Consider the following 16380-nt stretch of genomic DNA (forward strand, 5'->3'; position numbering starts at 1 on the left):
GAGGAAGTGCAGCAAACAAGATGAGAAGGTCGCGGCGACATTGATGATGCAGAAATCGTTCGCCGCGGGCGATCGTCGCGCGTCGATCGGTCTGCGGCGAGATATCCTGATTGCGCAGCGGTACGCCGACGTTGTGATGTGCTGTAAAGCTTGTAGGACGTACGGATCTCTACAGCTTGCGCCGAAGAGCGGTACGTCGGCGATAGACTTCGACAGTAAGCTCTGGGATGGTCGAGTGATGAACCAATCGGCCGACGGCCGCCTACGTTATCGTTGGATCAAGGAAGACCAAGTTCCATTCCTCGAAGGACTGACCGGCTGTCATGTGGACGGGACGGTACTCATACCTGTAGCTGATGAGTTCAATTCGAATAGAGGTCTCGGCGTTGCCATTGGTAACACACGCGAGATCATTCAGCATGAGCAGATCGAATGGATCCAGCGATTGATGGCATCTTCGAGAGCCAGTTCACGACGTGAGAGCTGGAGTCGTTGCCCCAGGTCAGAGGTGCGGGCAAAGCCGCCTTTCCAACCAGATCCTGAATCAGTTATCTGCGCCCGGAAGACTAATTACGCACAGCGCTAACACCTTCGCCTCGGGTCACGGCCTGGCTTGCGGCGGCTGGAACTCTTCGCCAAACGCTTTTTCAGAATGTGGTCGTGCGTGGATTCGCTGTGCAAAAGACGTCAGTAAGCGGGTTTCGCCTTGGCTTACAAGCCACTCCAGTAAGTGCTCCGTTTTAACGCTGCTTGGTCCAACCGCGTTGAGATGAAAGGCGGACAAGCTAAAAATTCGTACTGGTCCTGCCGAGTCGATGCGACCGTCTGATTTTTTCAACTGGCTTATTTTTGGACAATGAGAACCAGCGCGACATTTTGTGTTTCGTTCATCAATCACGCGAAGTAGCCGAATCGCCACTTGGACGACAAGGATCGTTTCAACGTTCTGTACGTCCCCATTACGATTCAGGTATCGCGCCGCAACGATCAATCTAATCGGTTCCGATCATGACTCAAGACGTTTTTCCTGATATGCAGGTTGCAGCGCAAACCCTGACCAATGAAGACGGCCTGCTCAGCTCCGTAATGTGGATTTGCGAGCGCTACGGTTGCGGCAAGACGGCAGAGGCACTGACCGCTGGTCTGCCGAAGAGTGGCATGCTTTCCCCGTCGCTGGCGCTCGGCGCGCTCTCGAATGCGGGCCTCACCGCGGGCCTCGTGGAGCGCCGCTTGCAACTGCTGCCGGGGCACGTGCTGCCGGTCATTTTGCTGCATCGCCGGATGGGCGGCTGCGTGTTGCTGGGTAGGCGGACGAATCCGGATAAGGAAAGCAAAAGCCGCCTGCTGTATCAGGTGATCGTGCCGGAAATCGGGCAAGAGCCCGTGGAGTACACCCAAGAGGAAATGGATGAGATCTATGCCGGCTACGCCATTCTGGTCAAGCCGACAGCCAGAGTGGAGTTGCGCGAAGAGGGCAGCGTCGAACCAGCCGGCCATTGGCTACTGGGTACCCTATGGCGCTATCGGCGCTACTACGCAAGTGCCGCGCTTGGCGCGTTGCTCATCAATGTACTTGGCCTCGCCACCGTCTTTTTCACCATGAATGTGTACGACCGCGTAGTACCGAACCAAGCGTACGTCACGCTCTGGTCGCTCGCGGTCGGGGTTGGCATTGCAATGCTGTTCGAGGCGATCTCTCGTCATGTCCGTAGCCATTTGCTGGACGTCGCCGGCAAGAAGGCGGATCTGATCATGGGCACACTTCTATTCCGGCGAGCGCTATCCATCCGGATGGAGCACAAGCCGGCGTCGGCAGGCTCGTTCGCCAACCAGCTGCGCGAGTTCGAGTCGGTGCGAGACTTCGCGACCTCCGCGACGCTCTCAGCCATCTCCGATCTGCCGTTCGTGTTCGTTTTCGTGGGCGTGGTGTTCGCGGTCGGAGGCTCGCTGGGCTGGGTACCATTGTTGATGGTTCCGTTGATCATCGGGGCGAGTCTATTCGTGCAGTGGCCGCTTGCCCGACTCATGAAAGAGAATCTCAAGGAGGCATCGCTCAAGCAGGGCGTACTGATCGAGTCGGTTGAAGGTCTCGAAACACTCAAGGCGGTGGGTGGTGAAGGCCATATGCAAAAGCGTTGGGAGACCTTCAGCGGGATGGCGGCATCCTCGTCGATGAAGTCGCGCCAGATCTCCAGCAAGGCAATGAGCTTCATCACCTTGTTGCAGCAGTTGCAGACGGTAGTGCTGGTCGTGCTGGGCGTGTACCTGATTGGCGCAGGCGAGCTGACGCAAGGCGCACTGATCGGTACCGTGATGTTGGCCGGTCGAATCACCGCGCCGCTGGGCCAGGTGATGGGACTCGCCTTGCGCTTCCAGCAGGCGAAGGCCGCGTTGCATTCGTTGAACAGCCTGATGTCGATGCCCGTTGATCGTGACCCATCTCGTACCTATCTGCCCAAGCCTTCGCTCTCGGGACAAATCACGCTGAAGGATGTCTGCTTCTCATACCCGGCGCCAGACATGCAATCGAATCTGTCGGTTCTGAAGGACGTCAATCTGAGCATCGGAGCTGGTGAGCGGGTTGCGATTCTGGGCCGCGTCGGTAGCGGTAAATCGACCCTCCTGCGTGTGATGGCGCGTCTTTATGGACCGGTCGGCGGTCAGATGTTCACGGACGGTCTGGATGTTGACCAGATTGACCTGGCCGACTGGCGTAAAGCCGTGGGTTATGTGGGCCAGGATGCTCGTCTTTTTCACGGTACCCTGCGCGAAAACGTGATGATCGGCCGGCCCGAAGCGACCGCTGACGAGTTTTTGCGCGTGATGCGTCTGACCGGGCTCGACCACTTCGCCAGCCGCCATCCAAAGGGCATCAATCTTCCTATCGGAGAAGGTGGTCTGGGCATATCTGGCGGCCAGCGTCAACTGGTGTCGTTAGCTCGCAGCCTCCTTGCGCGGCCGCAGCTTCTGTTGCTCGACGAGCCGACCAGCGCGATGGACAGCCAGACGGAGGCGGTTTTCCTCGAGCACCTCGCGCGTGCAACGGTCGGACAGGCGATCGTTGTCGTAACTCATCGGCCATCCTTGTTGGCACTGGTTGACCGGATTGTCGTCGTCGAGGAGGGCAAAGTCGTGGCAGACGGTCCGAAGCAAAAGATCCTCGCCGCGCTGTCGAGCAAGGATAAAGCGGCCGGAGTGGATAAATCGCAGCCGCACGTGCAACAGCGCACTCCGCCGGGAACGGTGGCCACTAGCGCTTCCAGCTCAGCCGCTACGCCCGCGGCGCCTAAAGCCGTCACCACGGATATCAGGATTCTGGCGGCAAAAAGGGCCGCGTCAGCAGCCACTGCGGAAGCCAGTAGCGAGCACCGAGGCGCGCCGAACAAGGAGCAATCTCAATGAAGTTCAATATGTTTAGACGCGGCGCGAAAGATGTCAGGCTCACCCCAGGCGACGCCGCATTTATGAGCGACATCCAGGAATCTCTGCTCTCGCAGTCGACTCCTGGCTCGATGATCATGCTTTATGTGATTCTCGCGATTCTGGCAGGCGGGCTGACCTGGGCGCATTTTGCTCGTGTGGAAGAGATGACGCACGGCGATGGAACCATCATTTCGAAGAGCCGCGAGCAGGTCATCCAGAGTCTCGAAGGCGGGATTCTCGAGCAGCTGGAAGTACGTGAAGGCGATATCGTCAAAAAGGGCCAGGTATTGGCAAAGATCGACCCAACGCGTGCAGAGACAAGCTATCGTGAAGCGTGGTCGAAATCGGTCGGCCTGAAGGCGACGATCGCTCGTTTGCGCGCCGAGGCGTACGGGCAACCACTGACGTTTGCGGACGACGTGAAAGCCGTGCCTGCGGTCGTGAAGCAGGAGACGCTCGCATACAACGCGCGACGCCGCGCACTCGACGACAGCGTAGCCGCGCTGGAAAAAAGCCACTCGCTTTCGGTCAAGGAAATTGGGCTGGCCGAGCCGCTGGCGGCCAAAGGGCTGGTGTCCGAAGTCGAACTGCTCCGCATGCGCCGTCAGGCAAACGATCTGCGCTCGCAGATCGTCGAGCGGCGCAACAAGTTTCAGGCCGATGCGAACTCGGAACTGACGAAGCTGGAACTGGAGTTGGCGCAAACCAGCGAAACCGTGGTGGGCCGCGCCGATATCCTGCAACGCACGACGGTGGTGGCACCCGTATATGGCACGGTGAAGAACGTGCGCGTCAATACGATTGGGGGGGTCATTCAGCCGGGCGAGCACATTATGGAAATCGTTCCGCTGGAAGACCAGTTACTCGTCGAGGCACGCATCAAGCCTTCAGATGTCGCATTCCTGCATCCCGGTCAACCGGCCACGGTGAAGATTACAGCCTACGACTACGGCATTTATGGCGGCCTGACCGGCAAGGTGGAGCACATCAGTCCTGACACCCTCAAAGATGACCAGAAGGCCGCAGCGGGCCGGCCCGATGCGACCTACTACCGCGTGCTCGTGCTGACAGACTCGAGTGAGTTGCATGCTGGCGGGAAGAGCCTACCGATTCTGCCGGGTATGGTCGCGACGGTCGACATTCGTACTGGTGAGAAAACCATTCTTGACTACCTGTTGAAGCCGATTTTCAAAGCGCGCGAGGCGTTCCGGGAGCGTTAGAAGTAATCGGGAAAATCGCACCTTTGGGACTGTTGGGGAAGATCTGCCAAACGCCTGGCATTGATCTCCCCGTGAGTTGTCCTGAGGAGGAGCGGCATGAGTGGAGTAGAGCGGTGATGCCACAACCCTGACTGGGTCAATACCTGGCAACCTAGTCCACGATACCTCTGTTGTAGTGCTTCCTTCCGCGTGCCTGTAGTTTTGTGGTCGAAATGAGGATCTCACGCAATGTTTCTGGTCAAGCGGAAAAATTCACCGACACCATGCACGGTATCGACGCGCTTTCGCAGCTCGGATCGAGATAACGATCGAATAGCAGACGTCGAAGGTTTTCCATATTGCTGTCGACAGACGGGCCTCAATCCGTTGAGCGGCATTCCGCGATCGAAGGGTCATGTCCACAACACACCAAAAACAACTGTGACCTTTGCGGCGCTGAAACATGCAGGCCTGCAATTCTCGCAGCTATCGGCAGTCCGCAATCGCCTGATAAACCATGACTCCCGGAAGCTTCAAAATCGCTTCTCAGGTCGGAGGCCACGCGCTAGTCGGTAGAACGTGTTGTACCGCGGCAATTCATCTTGCCGCCGCGTCCGGCCGTCTCCAGCGATGAAACAGCACTGAGCCGATCCAGCACGCCATGAACGTCGCGACGATGCCGTAGCCGAGCGCGCCGAAATGTTCGTTGAAGCCCGTGAGCGCGCCCCAGACCCCGCGGTTCCAGCCGAGGCGGTCCGACAGCAGTTCCAGTGCCTCGACGCCGCCGATCACGATCGCGACGACCGCGGACACGAGCGTGATGCTTGCGTTGTAGTACAGCTTGCGCTTCGGGTCGTCCATCGCCCAGCCGTACGCATGGACCATCAACACGTTGTCGGTCGAATCGACGAGCGTCATGCCTGCCGTGAAGAGCGCCGGAAACACGAGAATCGAATAGAGCGGCAGGCCGGTGCCCGCCTGCGACGCGGCGATCGCGAGCAGGCCGATCTCGGTCGCGGTGTCGAAGCCGAGCCCGAACAGCACGCCGACCGGGTACATGTGCCAGCTTTTCGTGATCATTCGGAACAACGGCCGCAAGGCGCGCGACAGCAGGCCGGCAGGGGCGAGCGAATCGGCGGACACTGTGCTCGCCGCGCCGTCATGGTGCGCATTCCGGTAGCGCCGCCACACATCGCGCAGGATCACGAGATTGACCGCCGCCAGCACCAGCAGGAACGTCGCCGAGACCAGCGTGCTGAGCATGCCGCCGACTTCCCTTAAGCTCTCGAAGCGCCCATGCAACGAATGCGTGGTCCATGCGATGCCGAGCGTCGCTGCGATCACGATCGTCGAATGGCCGAGCGAAAACGCGAGCCCGATGCCGACCGGTCGCTTGCCGGTTTGCATCAGCTTGCGCGTGACGGCGTCGATCGCCGCGATGTGGTCGGCGTCGACCGCATGACGCAGACCGAAACCGTATGCAAGCAGCGCGGTGCCGAGCAGCAGCGGATAGTGGCGAAACGCGATCAGCGCCCATAGCCATGCGCCGAGGTTGGCGGCGATCAGCACCGCGTAGAGGGCGACGAGGCGAGGGCGCAGCGAGGCAGTAGGCGTCATGTGGCGCGGGCGAATGTATGGGCAGGCTATTTTAGTGATCGTGTGGATGCTTGTGGATCGGATCGACCCAGTAGACCGTTTCCGGCTGCTCGACCGCGTCGATGTTCAGATTGACGACGACTGCTTCGTTGTCGCTGCGCACGAGCACGCATTCTAGCGGCTCGTCGGTGCTCGCGTTGATCTCCTGATGCGGCACATAGGGCGGCACGAAGATGAAGTCGCCGGGACCGGCCTCGGCGGTAAATTCCAGACGCTCGCCCCAGCGCATGCGCGCATGGCCGCGCACTACGTAGATCACGCTTTCGAGCGCGCCATGATGATGCGCGCCGGTCTTGGCGTTCGGGTGGATCGTCACGGTGCCGGCCCAGATCTTCTGCGCGCCGACGCGTGCCGCGTTGATCGCCGCCGCCCGGTTCATGCCCGGCGTCTGCGCGGTGTTGGTGTCGAGCTGATCGCCGCGGACGACCTTCACGCCGTGCTCGCGCCAGTCGACCTGCGCGCCGGGCCCCATGGCCTCGTGCTCGGCCCGGTAATGCGGATGTTCGTGATCCTGGCTCATCGAGTCTCCTCCTCGGCTTGCGTGCCGCGTTCGAGTCGTACGCTTCGGTCTTACGAATGAGGGGCGCGCCATATCGATGATCGACATTCTGGCACGTTCAAAAAACGGCTGCGCGCCATGAGGACGCGAACGGCGCCGCGAAAAAAAAGCCCGCTCACCGGGAGCGGGCTTCAAATCGTTGCCCTCGATGCCGCCGCTTCAGCGTCATTGCTTCTTGGCGTTGATCACGGCCTCGGCGACGTTGCCCGGCGTTTCAGCGTAGTGCTTGAACTCCATCGTATAGGTGGCGCGGCCCTGGGTGGCCGAGCGCAGCGACGTCGAGTAGCCGAACATCTCGGCGAGCGGCACTTCCGCGCGCACCAGCTTGCCGCCGCCGCCCGCGATGTCTTCCATGCCCTGCACCATGCCGCGCCGGCTCGACAGGTCACCCATCACGTTGCCCATGAAGTCCTCGGGCGTTTCCACCTCGACGGCCATCATCGGTTCGAGCAGCACCGGTCTCGCTTTGCGCATCGCGTCCTTGAAGGCCATCGAGCCGGCCATGCGGAACGCGTTTTCGTTCGAGTCGACGTCGTGGTACGAACCGAAGGTCAGCGTGACCTTCACGTCGACGACCGGGTAGCCTGCAAGCACGCCGGCCTTCAGCGTTTCCTGGATGCCCTTGTCGACGGCCGGGATGAACTCGCGTGGAATCACGCCGCCCTTGATCGCGTCGACGAACTCGTAGCCCTTGCCCTGTTCGCTCGGCTCCAGCGTGATGACTGCGTGACCGTACTGCCCGCGGCCGCCCGACTGCTTGACGAACTTGCCTTCGACGTCCTCGACCTTGTTGCGCACGGTTTCGCGATACGCGACCTGCGGCTTGCCGACGGTCGCTTCCACGCCGAACTCCCGCTTCATCCGGTCGACCAGGATTTCGAGGTGCAGCTCGCCCATGCCGGAGATGATCGTCTGTCCGGATTCCTCATCGGTTTGCACGCGGAACGACGGGTCTTCCTGCGCGAGACGGTTCAGCGCAATGCCCATTTTTTCCTGGTCGGCCTTGGTCTTCGGCTCGACGGCCTGCGAGATCACCGGGTCAGGGAAGATCATCTTTTCGAGGATGATCACATGGTTAGGATCGCAGAGCGTGTCGCCGGTGGTCGCTTCCTTCAGGCCGACGGCCGCGGCGATGTCGCCCGCGTAGACCTCCTTGATTTCCTTGCGCTCGTTCGCATGCATCTGCAGGATGCGGCCGAGGCGCTCCTTCTTTTCCTTGACCGCGTTGTAGACCGTGTCGCCCGAATTGACCACGCCCGAATACACGCGGAAGAAGATCAGCTGGCCGACGAACGGGTCGGTCATGATCTTGAAGGCGAGCGCCGAGAACGGATCCTCGTCGTTCGGATGACGCTCGATCTCCTTGTCGTGCTCGTCGTGACCGGTGATCGCGGGCACGTCGACGGGCGACGGCAGATAGTCGATCACCGCGTCGAGCATCGCCTGCACGCCCTTGTTCTTGAACGCGCTGCCGCACAGCATCGGCACGATCTCGTTGGCGATCGTGCGCGCGCGGATGCCGTGCTTGATTTCTTCTTCGGTCAGGTGGTGCTCGCCGCCCAGGTACTTTTCGAGCAGCGCCTCGTTCGCCTCGGCGGCGGCCTCGACCATCTTGTCGTGCCATTCCTGAGCGGTGGCCGCGAGCTCAGCAGGAATGTCCCGGTACTCGAACTTGATGCCCTGGCTGTCGTCGTCCCAGTAGATCGCCTTCATTTTCACGAGGTCGACCACGCCCTGAAAGTGCTCTTCCGCGCCGATCGGAATCTGGATCGGCACGGCGACGCCCTTCAGGCGATCGCCGATCTGCCGCTGCACGCGGAAGAAGTCGGCGCCGACGCGGTCCATCTTGTTGACGAACGCGATGCGCGGCACCTTGTACTTGTTCGCCTGGCGCCACACGGTTTCCGATTGCGGCTGCACGCCGCCGACCGAGTCGTACACCATGCACGCGCCGTCGAGCACGCGCATCGAGCGCTCGACTTCGATCGTGAAGTCGACGTGCCCGGGGGTGTCGATGATGTTGATCCGATGCTCGGGATAGTTGCCGGCCATGCCTTTCCAGAACGCCGTGGTGGCCGCCGACGTGATCGTGATGCCGCGCTCCTGCTCCTGTTCCATCCAGTCCATCGTCGCCGCACCGTCGTGAACCTCGCCGATCTTGTGGGTCACGCCGGTGTAGAACAGGATCCGTTCGGTGGTGGTGGTTTTGCCGGCATCGATGTGAGCGCTGATGCCGATATTCCGGTAGCGCTCGATGGGAGTCTTGCGGGGCACGTTGAATCTCCTTGTAATGGCGCGCCTGAAACGCATGCCGGGCGGCCGCGTGGGCCGCCCGGGGAGTCGGGGTGCTGCTTTGTCGCGAATACAAGGATAGCGCGTCGATTGGTCTTTTGCATGAATCCTGCCAGCCGGCGCGGAGGCTGGCCGCGCGGGGCTGCACGGGCGAAAAAAAGCCGGCGCCTCGAGCTGAGGCGCCGGCTTTTTCGGGACGGCGCGGCGGGGCGGACGAACCGCTCAGGCGGCCGGAGAGCCCGGCGGCGAGCCGTTTACTGCGTGATACCCGGCACTGGCGGCAAACCCTGAATCTGCATCCCCGGCTTGATGCCCTTCGCCGAGAACCAGCCCTTGGGCATTTCCAGCGCGAACACGCCGTTGTGCGTCGGGCAGTGGTTGTTGGTGGTCTCGGCCTGCATCTCGGCGATGTCGGTGATCGTGCCGTCGGCGCGCATGAACGCGATCGACAGCGGGATTAGCGTGTTCTTCATCCAGAAGCAGTGGCCGGCGTTCTCGTTGAACACGAACAGCATGCCTTCGTTCGGCGCGAGCTTCGTGCGATACATCAAGCCCTGCTCGCGGTCCGCATCGTTGGCGGCGACGGCCGCGTCGATCACGAACATGCCCGCGGTCAGCCTGACGCGCGGAAAGTCGCCCGGCTGCTTGGCGCCCGGCGGCATCTGCTGCGCCTGGGCGGGGGCGGTTGTGGCGGCGAACGAGAGCGCCGCGAGCGGCAGTGCAACGGCAACGGCGAAGCGCGCCAACAACGAGCGCATGATAAATCGCACGGCAAGACTCCTTGCTGAAATGAACTCGCGCATGTTACGCGAGCGCGTCAAAAACAAAAAGGCAGATCGCCTTGCGGTGATCTGCCTTACAACGCCGTAAGAACGGCAATGAAGCTAGTTCTTGACTGCGTTCTTACAAGCAACTTACTCCGAAGCTGCCGAAGCTGCAGCAGCTGCTGCTGCCTTCTTGTGCGACTTCTTGTGAGCGTGCTTGGTGGTCTTCTTTGCTGCTGCTGCCGGAGCTGCCGAAGCTGCTTCCGGTGCCGATGCTTGTGCGAATGCTGCCGTTGCGAAGAGGCCAGCGACCAGAGCGGCGATCAGTTTGTTCATTTTGTGAATCCTCAGCTTGAGTTAATTAACCAAATGACCCGGCTTATGTAGAGTCAGGTCGGTAAACGTGCCATCCACCTTTCGGTTGACAGCCGCATCGAACAAAATTTTCGACGCGTCTGCTAGCGCTCGGACTTTCGTACTCGCCGCGCAAAGCGGCGTATGCAAAGGTCTTTAAGGCTGAATGCCGGATAGCTTCGGCGGCATCTGCGTCGAATAACGCGTGGAGTCGTGCGGCGGTTGACGTGAAGCGAGCGGAAATTTTTCGCGTGGTGAACAGCGGCCAAACTTCATTGCGAAGGCTTGCGTGAGCCAATATGTTTCACGCCGTCCGGGCCCACGTTTCACGCATTATTTTGCTTGACGCTACAACGAGTTAGCGCTGATTGTCACAAACATGAAACGTGCATGTGAGTGATCACGCGAACGCACGTTCGCGTGTGCGCGAGGCGGCCAAGCCATGCTGTGGCCGGCACACGCAATCGTCAAATAGCGTTCAGGCGATGCCATCCCACGGCGCGTTCGCTCGCAACTCGACGCTCTCGCCGGGTCGCAGTCCGAGTGAAAAAATGTCAAGCGCGCCGATGCCGACGCGCACGAGGCGCAGTGTCGGAAAACCGACCGCGGCCGTCATGCGACGTACCTGACGGTTCTTGCCTTCGGTGATCGATAGCTCGATCCACGTAGTCGGGATCGCAGCGCGATAGCGGATCGGCGGTGTGCGCGTCCACAGCGAGCTGTCCGGCTCGACATGGCTCGCCTGGCATGGGCGCGTCACGTAGTCGCCGAGATCGACGCCGCGCGCGAGCTTTTTCAACGCGGTGTCGTCGACCGCACCCTCGACTTGCGCCCAGTAGCGTTTGACGAGCTTGTGGCGCGGCTCGGCGATGCGCGCCTGCAGGGCGCCGTCATCGGTGAGCAGCAGCAGTCCTTCGCTATCGGAGTCGAGCCGGCCGGCCGGGTAGACGCCGGGCACCTTGACCCAGTCGGCAAGTGACGCGCGCGTCTCGTGCGGCGAGAATTGGCAGATGGTGCCGAACGGTTTGTTGAGGGCGAGAAGGCGCATACGAAAGCGATACTGCAGGGCGACTGACGGCGCGATGATAATGCATAAATCGGGATGCCGATCCCTGTATCTTATAGAGGAGTGCGGCGCGCCCGAGCCGTCGGCCATCTCGGAAAAGCCGCAGCCGTGGACGGCCGTGTCGCGCGCAAGGGGTCGGCTAGAATAGCGCCCAGGCCGCTCGCGGACGTTCGGCATCGCGCGGCGAAGGCGTCGTTTTCGCAGTCTCCCATCAGCATTCGCAAAGCTTTCACTGGAGTCCGATCATGCCGTATCAGCACATCAAGGTTCCGGCCGGTGGCGAGAAGATCACCGTCAACGCCGACTTCTCGCTCAATGTTTCCGACGAGCCGATCATCCCGTATATCGAAGGCGACGGCACCGGTCTGGACATCACGCCGGTCATGCTCAAGGTCGTGGATGCGGCGGTTGCAAAGGCGTACGGCGGCAAGAAGAAAATTCACTGGATGGAAATTTACGCGGGCGAGAAGGCGACCAGGGTGTACGGCCCGGACGTATGGCTGCCAGACGAAACGCTGCAGGCGGTCAAGGAATACATCGTATCGATCAAGGGGCCGCTCACCACGCCGGTCGGCGGCGGCATCCGCTCGTTGAACGTCGCGTTGCGCCAGGAACTGGACCTCTACGTGTGTCTGCGCCCGGTGCGGTACTTCAAGGGCGTGCCCTCGCCGGTGCGCGAGCCCGAGAAGATCGACATGGTGATCTTCCGTGAGAACTCGGAAGACATCTACGCGGGCATCGAATGGCCGGCCGAATCCGAGCAGGCGAAGAAGGTCATCAGGTTCCTGCGCGAAGAAATGGGCGTGAACAAGATTCGCTTCCCGGATTCGTCGGGCATCGGCATCAAGCCGGTGTCGCGCGAAGGTACCGAGCGTCTCGTGCGCAAGGCGATCCAGTATGCGATCGATAACGAACGCCGCTCGGTTACGCTGGTGCACAAGGGCAACATCATGAAGTACACCGAAGGCGCGTTCCGCGACTACGGTTACGCGCTAGCGCAAAAGGAGTTCGACGCGCAATTGATCGACGGCGGACCGTGGATGAAAGTCAGGAATCCAAAGACCGGCGGCGACGTCGTCGTAAAGGACGTGATCGCCGACGCGTTCCTGCAACAGATTCTGCTGCGCCCGGCCGAATACGATGTGATCGCCACGCTGAACCTGAACGGCGACTACGTTTCGGAGCGCGCTCGCCGCACAGGTGGGCGGCATCGGCATTGCGCCCGGCGCGAATCTGTCGGATTCGGTCGCGATGTTCGAAGCGACGCACGGCACGGCGCCGAAATACGCGGGCAAGGATTACGTGAATCCGGGCTCGGAAATCCTCTCGGCGGAAATGATGTTGCGCCATCTGGGCTGGTTCGAAGCGGCGGATCTGATAATCAGTTCGATGGAAGAATCGATTCTGCAAAAGCGCGTCACTTACGATTTTGCCCGTCTGATGGAAGGCGCAACCCAGGTGTCGTGCTCCGCATTTGGGCAAGTAATGATTGAAAATATGTAATTGATTTCGCCGGGATTATTCGTTTTGCATAAAATCCCCATCGCCAGCAGGCGGCGGGGGTATTCTTTTCCCCTGAGTTTTCGCGCGGCTTTCCGGCCGGAAAGCCGCCGCAAAAAAGAAACCCGGCACGGAGCCGGGTTTCAAAAAGGTCAGGAAACGAACGCCTCAGGCTGGTGCCTGAATGTTCGATGCCTGTTTGCCTTTGGGGCCTTGCACAACCTCGAAGGTGACCTTCTGGCCTTCCTTCAGCGTCTTGAAGCCATTCATCTGGATGGCCGAGAAGTGTGCAAACAGATCCTCGCCGCCCTCGTCAGGCGTGATGAACCCGAAACCCTTCGCGTCGTTAAACCATTTGACCGTACCAGTTGCCATTCCAACTTCCCCTGTAACTCATGTCACTACCACGAGCCCTCGAAAAGCCACGACCACACGAGGCAGCCGCTTCCTCCTCACAAGCTCACCTTCGGCATTTTTTCGAAATTATGGCTTAGTGAAAAAAGTGCCAGCTTGATTGTTGGGGCTCTTTATTCGAGTGTCAAGAACATTTTTGAGACGTCGTTGTCGCGTTGCAAACCGGCTGCTTTCCAGGGTTTTTCCCGCTTCCGTTATGTGCGGTGGCGCAAGCGGCATCGCTTGAAAAGTCGCATAATCGACGCACATGCTGAGCGTGCCCAAGGTGCCGGCGCCCAGTGCGGCCAGCGTTTCCAGCCAGGACCGGCAGGTTGTGCGATACTCGATCCGACTGCGGTGCAGTACGCACCGCGCATGACAGGATGGGGGCCGGCACCGCAATCGGCCCGTCGAAAACGCGTCTACCTGGGCAATCATGACAACCTCGTGACCGGCCGGGCGGCAGCGAACGGGCTCATCGGCCGGGTGGCCGGGTTTCGACAGGATTGCGGGCCTGTCCTAGTTGTTTAGAATGGGTGTATGGCGATTATCCCGGACAAGCAGGACGGCACCGTACTGGAGCGGCAGGAGCAGAAACTCAAGCCGCCGTCCATGTACAAGGTGGTGCTGCTGAATGACGACTTCACGCCGATGGAATTTGTCGTGATGATCGTGCAGGAATATTTTAATAAAGATCGTGAAACCGCAACGCAGGTCATGTTGAAGGTGCATCGCGAAGGCAGGGGAGTTTGTGGGGTCTATACGCGGGACATCGCGTCGACCAAAGTCGAGCAAGTCGTTACCCACGCACGGCAGGCCGGGCATCCGCTGCAGTGTGTGATGGAGGAAGCATGATTGCCCAGGAACTGGAAGTCAGCCTGCATATGGCGTTCATGGAAGCGCGCCAGGCAAGGCACGAGTTCATAACGGTCGAACATCTTTTGCTCGCGCTGTTGGATAACCCGACGGCGGCCGAGGTGCTGCGCGCGTGCGCGGCCAATATCGAGGACCTGCGCCAGAACCTGCGCAACTTCATTCATGACAACACGCCGACCGTGCCGGGCACGGACGACGTCGACACGCAGCCCACGCTCGGTTTCCAGCGTGTGATCCAGCGCGCGATCATGCATGTGCAGTCCACCTCGAACGGCAAGAAGGAAGTGACCGGTGCGAACGTGCTGGTCGCGATCTTCGGCGAGAAGGATTCGCACGCGGTGTACTACCTGCAGCAGCAGGGCGTCACGCGTCTGGACGTGGTCAATTTCATCTCGCACGGCATCGCCAAGACGAGCAGTTCCGACGCAGCGAAAGCAAGCGACGCGAATGCCGAGTCCGACGAAGCCGCTGCGCAGAAGGAAACGCCGCTCGCCCAGTTCACGCAAAACCTGAACCAGATGGCGAAGGACGGCCGCATCGATCCGCTGATCGGGCGCGAGTCGGAAGTCGAGCGCGTGGTGCAGGTGCTGTGCCGCCGGCGCAAGAACAATCCGCTGCTGGTCGGCGAGGCCGGGGTTGGCAAAACCGCGATCGCCGAAGGGCTCGCATGGCGCATCACGCGCGGAGAAGTACCGGACATCCTGGCGGATGCCCAGGTGTATTCCCTCGACATGGGCGCACTGCTCGCGGGCACCAAGTATCGCGGCGACTTCGAGCAGCGTCTGAAGACGGTGCTGAAGGAACTGAAGGAGCGTCCGCACGCGATTCTCTTCATCGACGAAATCCACACGCTGATCGGCGCGGGCGCCGCTTCGGGCGGCACGCTGGATGCGTCGAACCTGCTGAAGCCGGCGCTCTCGTCTGGCACGCTGAAGTGCATCGGCGCGACCACGTTCACCGAATACCGCGGCATCTTCGAAAAGGACGCGGCGCTGTCGCGTCGTTTCCAGAAGGTCGACGTGACCGAACCGACCGTCGAGCAGACGGTCGCGATCCTGCGCGGGCTCAAGTCGCGTTTCGAAGAGCATCACGGCGTGAAGTATTCGTCGGGTGCGCTGTCGGCGGCAGCTGAGCTATCGGCGCGCTTCATCACCGATCGTCACTTGCCTGACAAGGCGATCGACGTGATCGACGAAGCGGGCGCGGCGCAGCGCATTCTGCCGAAGTCGAAGCAGAAGAAGACGATCGGCAAGAACGAGATCGAGGAAATCATCTCGAAGATCGCGCGCGTGCCGGCCCAAAGCGTGTCGCAGGACGATCGCAGCAAGCTGCAGACGCTCGACCGCGATCTGAAGAGCGTCGTATTCGGGCAAGACCCGGCTATCGACGCGCTCTCGGCCGCGATCAAGATGGCGCGCGCGGGCCTCGGCAAGCTCGACAAGCCGATCGGCGCGTTCCTGTTCTCCGGTCCGACCGGTGTCGGCAAGACCGAGGTCGCGAAGCAACTCGCGTTTACGCTCGGCATCGAGCTGACCCGCTTCGACATGTCCGAGTACATGGAGCGTCACGCGGTGAGCCGGCTGATCGGCGCGCCGCCGGGTTACGTCGGTTTCGACCAGGGCGGCCTGCTGACCGAGGCGATCACGAAGAAGCCGCACTGCGTGCTGCTGCTCGACGAAATCGAAAAGGCGCATCCGGACATCTTCAACGTGCTGTTGCAGGTGATGGACCACGGCACGCTGACGGACAACAACGGGCGCAAGGCGGACTTCCGCAACGTCATCATCATCATGACGACCAACGCGGGCGCCGAAGCGATGGGCAAGGCGGTGATCGGCTTCACGAACCGCCGCGAGGCGGGCGACGAGATGGTCGACATCAAGCGGATGTTCACGCCGGAGTTCCGCAACCGTCTGGACGCGACGATCAGCTTCCGTGCGCTCGATGAGGAAATCATCATGCGCGTGGTCGACAAGTTCCTGATGCAGCTGGAAGATCAGTTGCACGAGAAGAAGGTCGATGCACTCTTCACCGACGCGCTGCGCAAGCATCTCGCGAAGCACGGTTTCGACCCGCTCATGGGTGCGCGTCCAATGCAGCGCCTGATCCAGGACACGATCCGTCGCGCGCTCGCCGACGAATTGCTGTTCGGCAAGCTGATGAACGGCGGTCGGGTCACGGTCGACGTCGACGCGGACGACAAGGTGCAACTGACCTTCGACGAGCAGCCGGCGCCGCGTAATCCGAATCCGGAGGCGGTGGAAGTCGAGTGATGCCAGTCAGGCCGGCGTTGGGTAA

At 60.9% G+C, this 16380-nt stretch carries 12 protein-coding genes and 1 pseudogene; 6 read left to right on the forward strand and 7 right to left on the reverse strand.

The window, feature by feature from the left end; all coding sequences use genetic code 11:
- The first annotated feature begins 43 nt into the window (after positions 1 to 43).
- The 3 genes from LJ655_RS30445 to LJ655_RS27950 all read left to right on the forward strand — a co-directional run bounded on the left by LJ655_RS30445 (position 44) and on the right by LJ655_RS27950 (position 4643).
- Complete coding sequence (locus LJ655_RS30445; RefSeq protein ID WP_425605845.1) at positions 44 to 586, forward strand: hypothetical protein; 543 nt, start codon at positions 44 to 46, stop codon at positions 584 to 586.
- Between the two features lie 422 nt (positions 587 to 1008).
- Complete coding sequence (locus LJ655_RS27945; protein WP_230564403.1) at positions 1009 to 3402, forward strand: type I secretion system permease/ATPase; 2394 nt, start codon at positions 1009 to 1011, stop codon at positions 3400 to 3402.
- Positions 3399 to 4643 (forward strand): HlyD family type I secretion periplasmic adaptor subunit, encoded by a 1245-nt coding sequence (locus LJ655_RS27950; protein ID WP_230564404.1) that lies wholly within the window; start codon positions 3399 to 3401, stop codon positions 4641 to 4643. The genes LJ655_RS27945 and LJ655_RS27950 overlap by 4 nt, the downstream gene beginning before the upstream one ends.
- 576 nt (positions 4644 to 5219) lie before the next feature.
- Here LJ655_RS27950 and LJ655_RS27955 read toward each other — a convergent pair.
- From LJ655_RS27955 to LJ655_RS27980, 6 genes are all read right to left on the reverse strand, one after another.
- Complete coding sequence (locus LJ655_RS27955; protein ID WP_230564405.1) at positions 5220 to 6239, reverse strand: HoxN/HupN/NixA family nickel/cobalt transporter; 1020 nt, start codon at positions 6237 to 6239, stop codon at positions 5220 to 5222.
- A gap of 31 nt (positions 6240 to 6270) precedes the next feature.
- Positions 6271 to 6798 carry a cupin domain-containing protein gene (locus tag LJ655_RS27960; RefSeq protein WP_230564406.1) on the reverse strand — a complete coding sequence of 176 codons (528 nt, stop codon included), beginning with the start codon at positions 6796 to 6798 and terminating at the stop codon, positions 6271 to 6273.
- 204 nt (positions 6799 to 7002) lie between these two features.
- Positions 7003 to 9111 carry an elongation factor G gene (gene fusA, locus LJ655_RS27965; protein ID WP_230564407.1) on the reverse strand — a complete coding sequence of 703 codons (2109 nt, stop codon included), beginning with the start codon at positions 9109 to 9111 and terminating at the stop codon, positions 7003 to 7005.
- A 272-nt stretch (positions 9112 to 9383) separates the two neighbouring features.
- The gene (locus tag LJ655_RS27970; protein ID WP_230564408.1) at positions 9384 to 9899 is read right to left on the reverse strand and encodes a DUF192 domain-containing protein; all 516 of its coding nucleotides are present in this window, start codon (positions 9897 to 9899) and stop codon (positions 9384 to 9386) included.
- Positions 9900 to 10043: 144 nt separating this feature from the next.
- Positions 10044 to 10229 (reverse strand): hypothetical protein, encoded by a 186-nt coding sequence (locus tag LJ655_RS27975; RefSeq protein ID WP_230564409.1) that lies wholly within the window; start codon positions 10227 to 10229, stop codon positions 10044 to 10046.
- Between the two features lie 496 nt (positions 10230 to 10725).
- Positions 10726 to 11295 carry a pseudouridine synthase gene (locus tag LJ655_RS27980; RefSeq protein WP_230564427.1) on the reverse strand — a complete coding sequence of 190 codons (570 nt, stop codon included), beginning with the start codon at positions 11293 to 11295 and terminating at the stop codon, positions 10726 to 10728.
- Positions 11296 to 11558: 263 nt separating this feature from the next.
- On the opposite strand from LJ655_RS27980, the pseudogene icd reads away from it, so the two are divergent.
- Positions 11559 to 12816, forward strand: a pseudogene (gene icd / locus LJ655_RS27985) (NADP-dependent isocitrate dehydrogenase).
- 165 nt (positions 12817 to 12981) lie between these two features.
- Here the strand turns inward: icd and LJ655_RS27990 are convergent.
- Positions 12982 to 13188, reverse strand: a complete 207-nt coding sequence (locus LJ655_RS27990; protein WP_007180614.1) for a cold-shock protein — start codon at positions 13186 to 13188, stop codon at positions 12982 to 12984.
- Positions 13189 to 13746: 558 nt separating this feature from the next.
- Between LJ655_RS27990 and clpS the strand changes: the two genes are divergently transcribed.
- Together clpS and clpA are read left to right on the forward strand one after the other, a co-directional pair.
- Complete coding sequence (gene clpS, locus LJ655_RS27995) at positions 13747 to 14061, forward strand: ATP-dependent Clp protease adapter ClpS (RefSeq protein WP_008919570.1); 315 nt, start codon at positions 13747 to 13749, stop codon at positions 14059 to 14061.
- Entirely contained in the window at positions 14058 to 16355 is a 2298-nt protein-coding gene (gene clpA / locus LJ655_RS28000; protein ID WP_230564410.1) for an ATP-dependent Clp protease ATP-binding subunit ClpA, read from the forward strand. Before clpS ends, clpA begins: the two co-directional genes overlap by 4 nt.
- Positions 16356 to 16380: the final 25 nt, after the last annotated feature.

Origin of the sequence: Paraburkholderia translucens, assembly GCF_020881035.1 — a bacterium.
Lineage (GTDB): Bacteria > Pseudomonadota > Gammaproteobacteria > Burkholderiales > Burkholderiaceae > Paraburkholderia > Paraburkholderia translucens.

What these genes read in the sequence shown, in the direction of transcription:
- LJ655_RS30445 (WP_425605845.1), top strand. Translation starts at nt 44, where the DNA reads ATGATGCAGAAATCGTTCGCCGCGGGCGATCGTCGCGCGTCGATCGGT.
- LJ655_RS27950 (WP_230564404.1), top strand. Translation starts at nt 3,399, where the DNA reads ATGAAGTTCAATATGTTTAGACGCGGCGCGAAAGATGTCAGGCTCACC.
- LJ655_RS27955 (WP_230564405.1), bottom strand. Translation starts at nt 6,239, where the DNA reads ATGACGCCTACTGCCTCGCTGCGCCCTCGCCTCGTCGCCCTCTACGCG.
- clpA (WP_230564410.1), top strand. Translation starts at nt 14,058, where the DNA reads ATGATTGCCCAGGAACTGGAAGTCAGCCTGCATATGGCGTTCATGGAA.
- LJ655_RS27975 (WP_230564409.1), bottom strand. Translation starts at nt 10,229, where the DNA reads ATGAACAAACTGATCGCCGCTCTGGTCGCTGGCCTCTTCGCAACGGCA.
- LJ655_RS27980 (WP_230564427.1), bottom strand. Translation starts at nt 11,295, where the DNA reads ATGCGCCTTCTCGCCCTCAACAAACCGTTCGGCACCATCTGCCAATTC.
- LJ655_RS27960 (WP_230564406.1), bottom strand. Translation starts at nt 6,798, where the DNA reads ATGAGCCAGGATCACGAACATCCGCATTACCGGGCCGAGCACGAGGCC.
- clpS (WP_008919570.1), top strand. Translation starts at nt 13,747, where the DNA reads ATGGCGATTATCCCGGACAAGCAGGACGGCACCGTACTGGAGCGGCAG.
- LJ655_RS27990 (WP_007180614.1), bottom strand. Translation starts at nt 13,188, where the DNA reads ATGGCAACTGGTACGGTCAAATGGTTTAACGACGCGAAGGGTTTCGGG.
- LJ655_RS27945 (WP_230564403.1), top strand. Translation starts at nt 1,009, where the DNA reads ATGACTCAAGACGTTTTTCCTGATATGCAGGTTGCAGCGCAAACCCTG.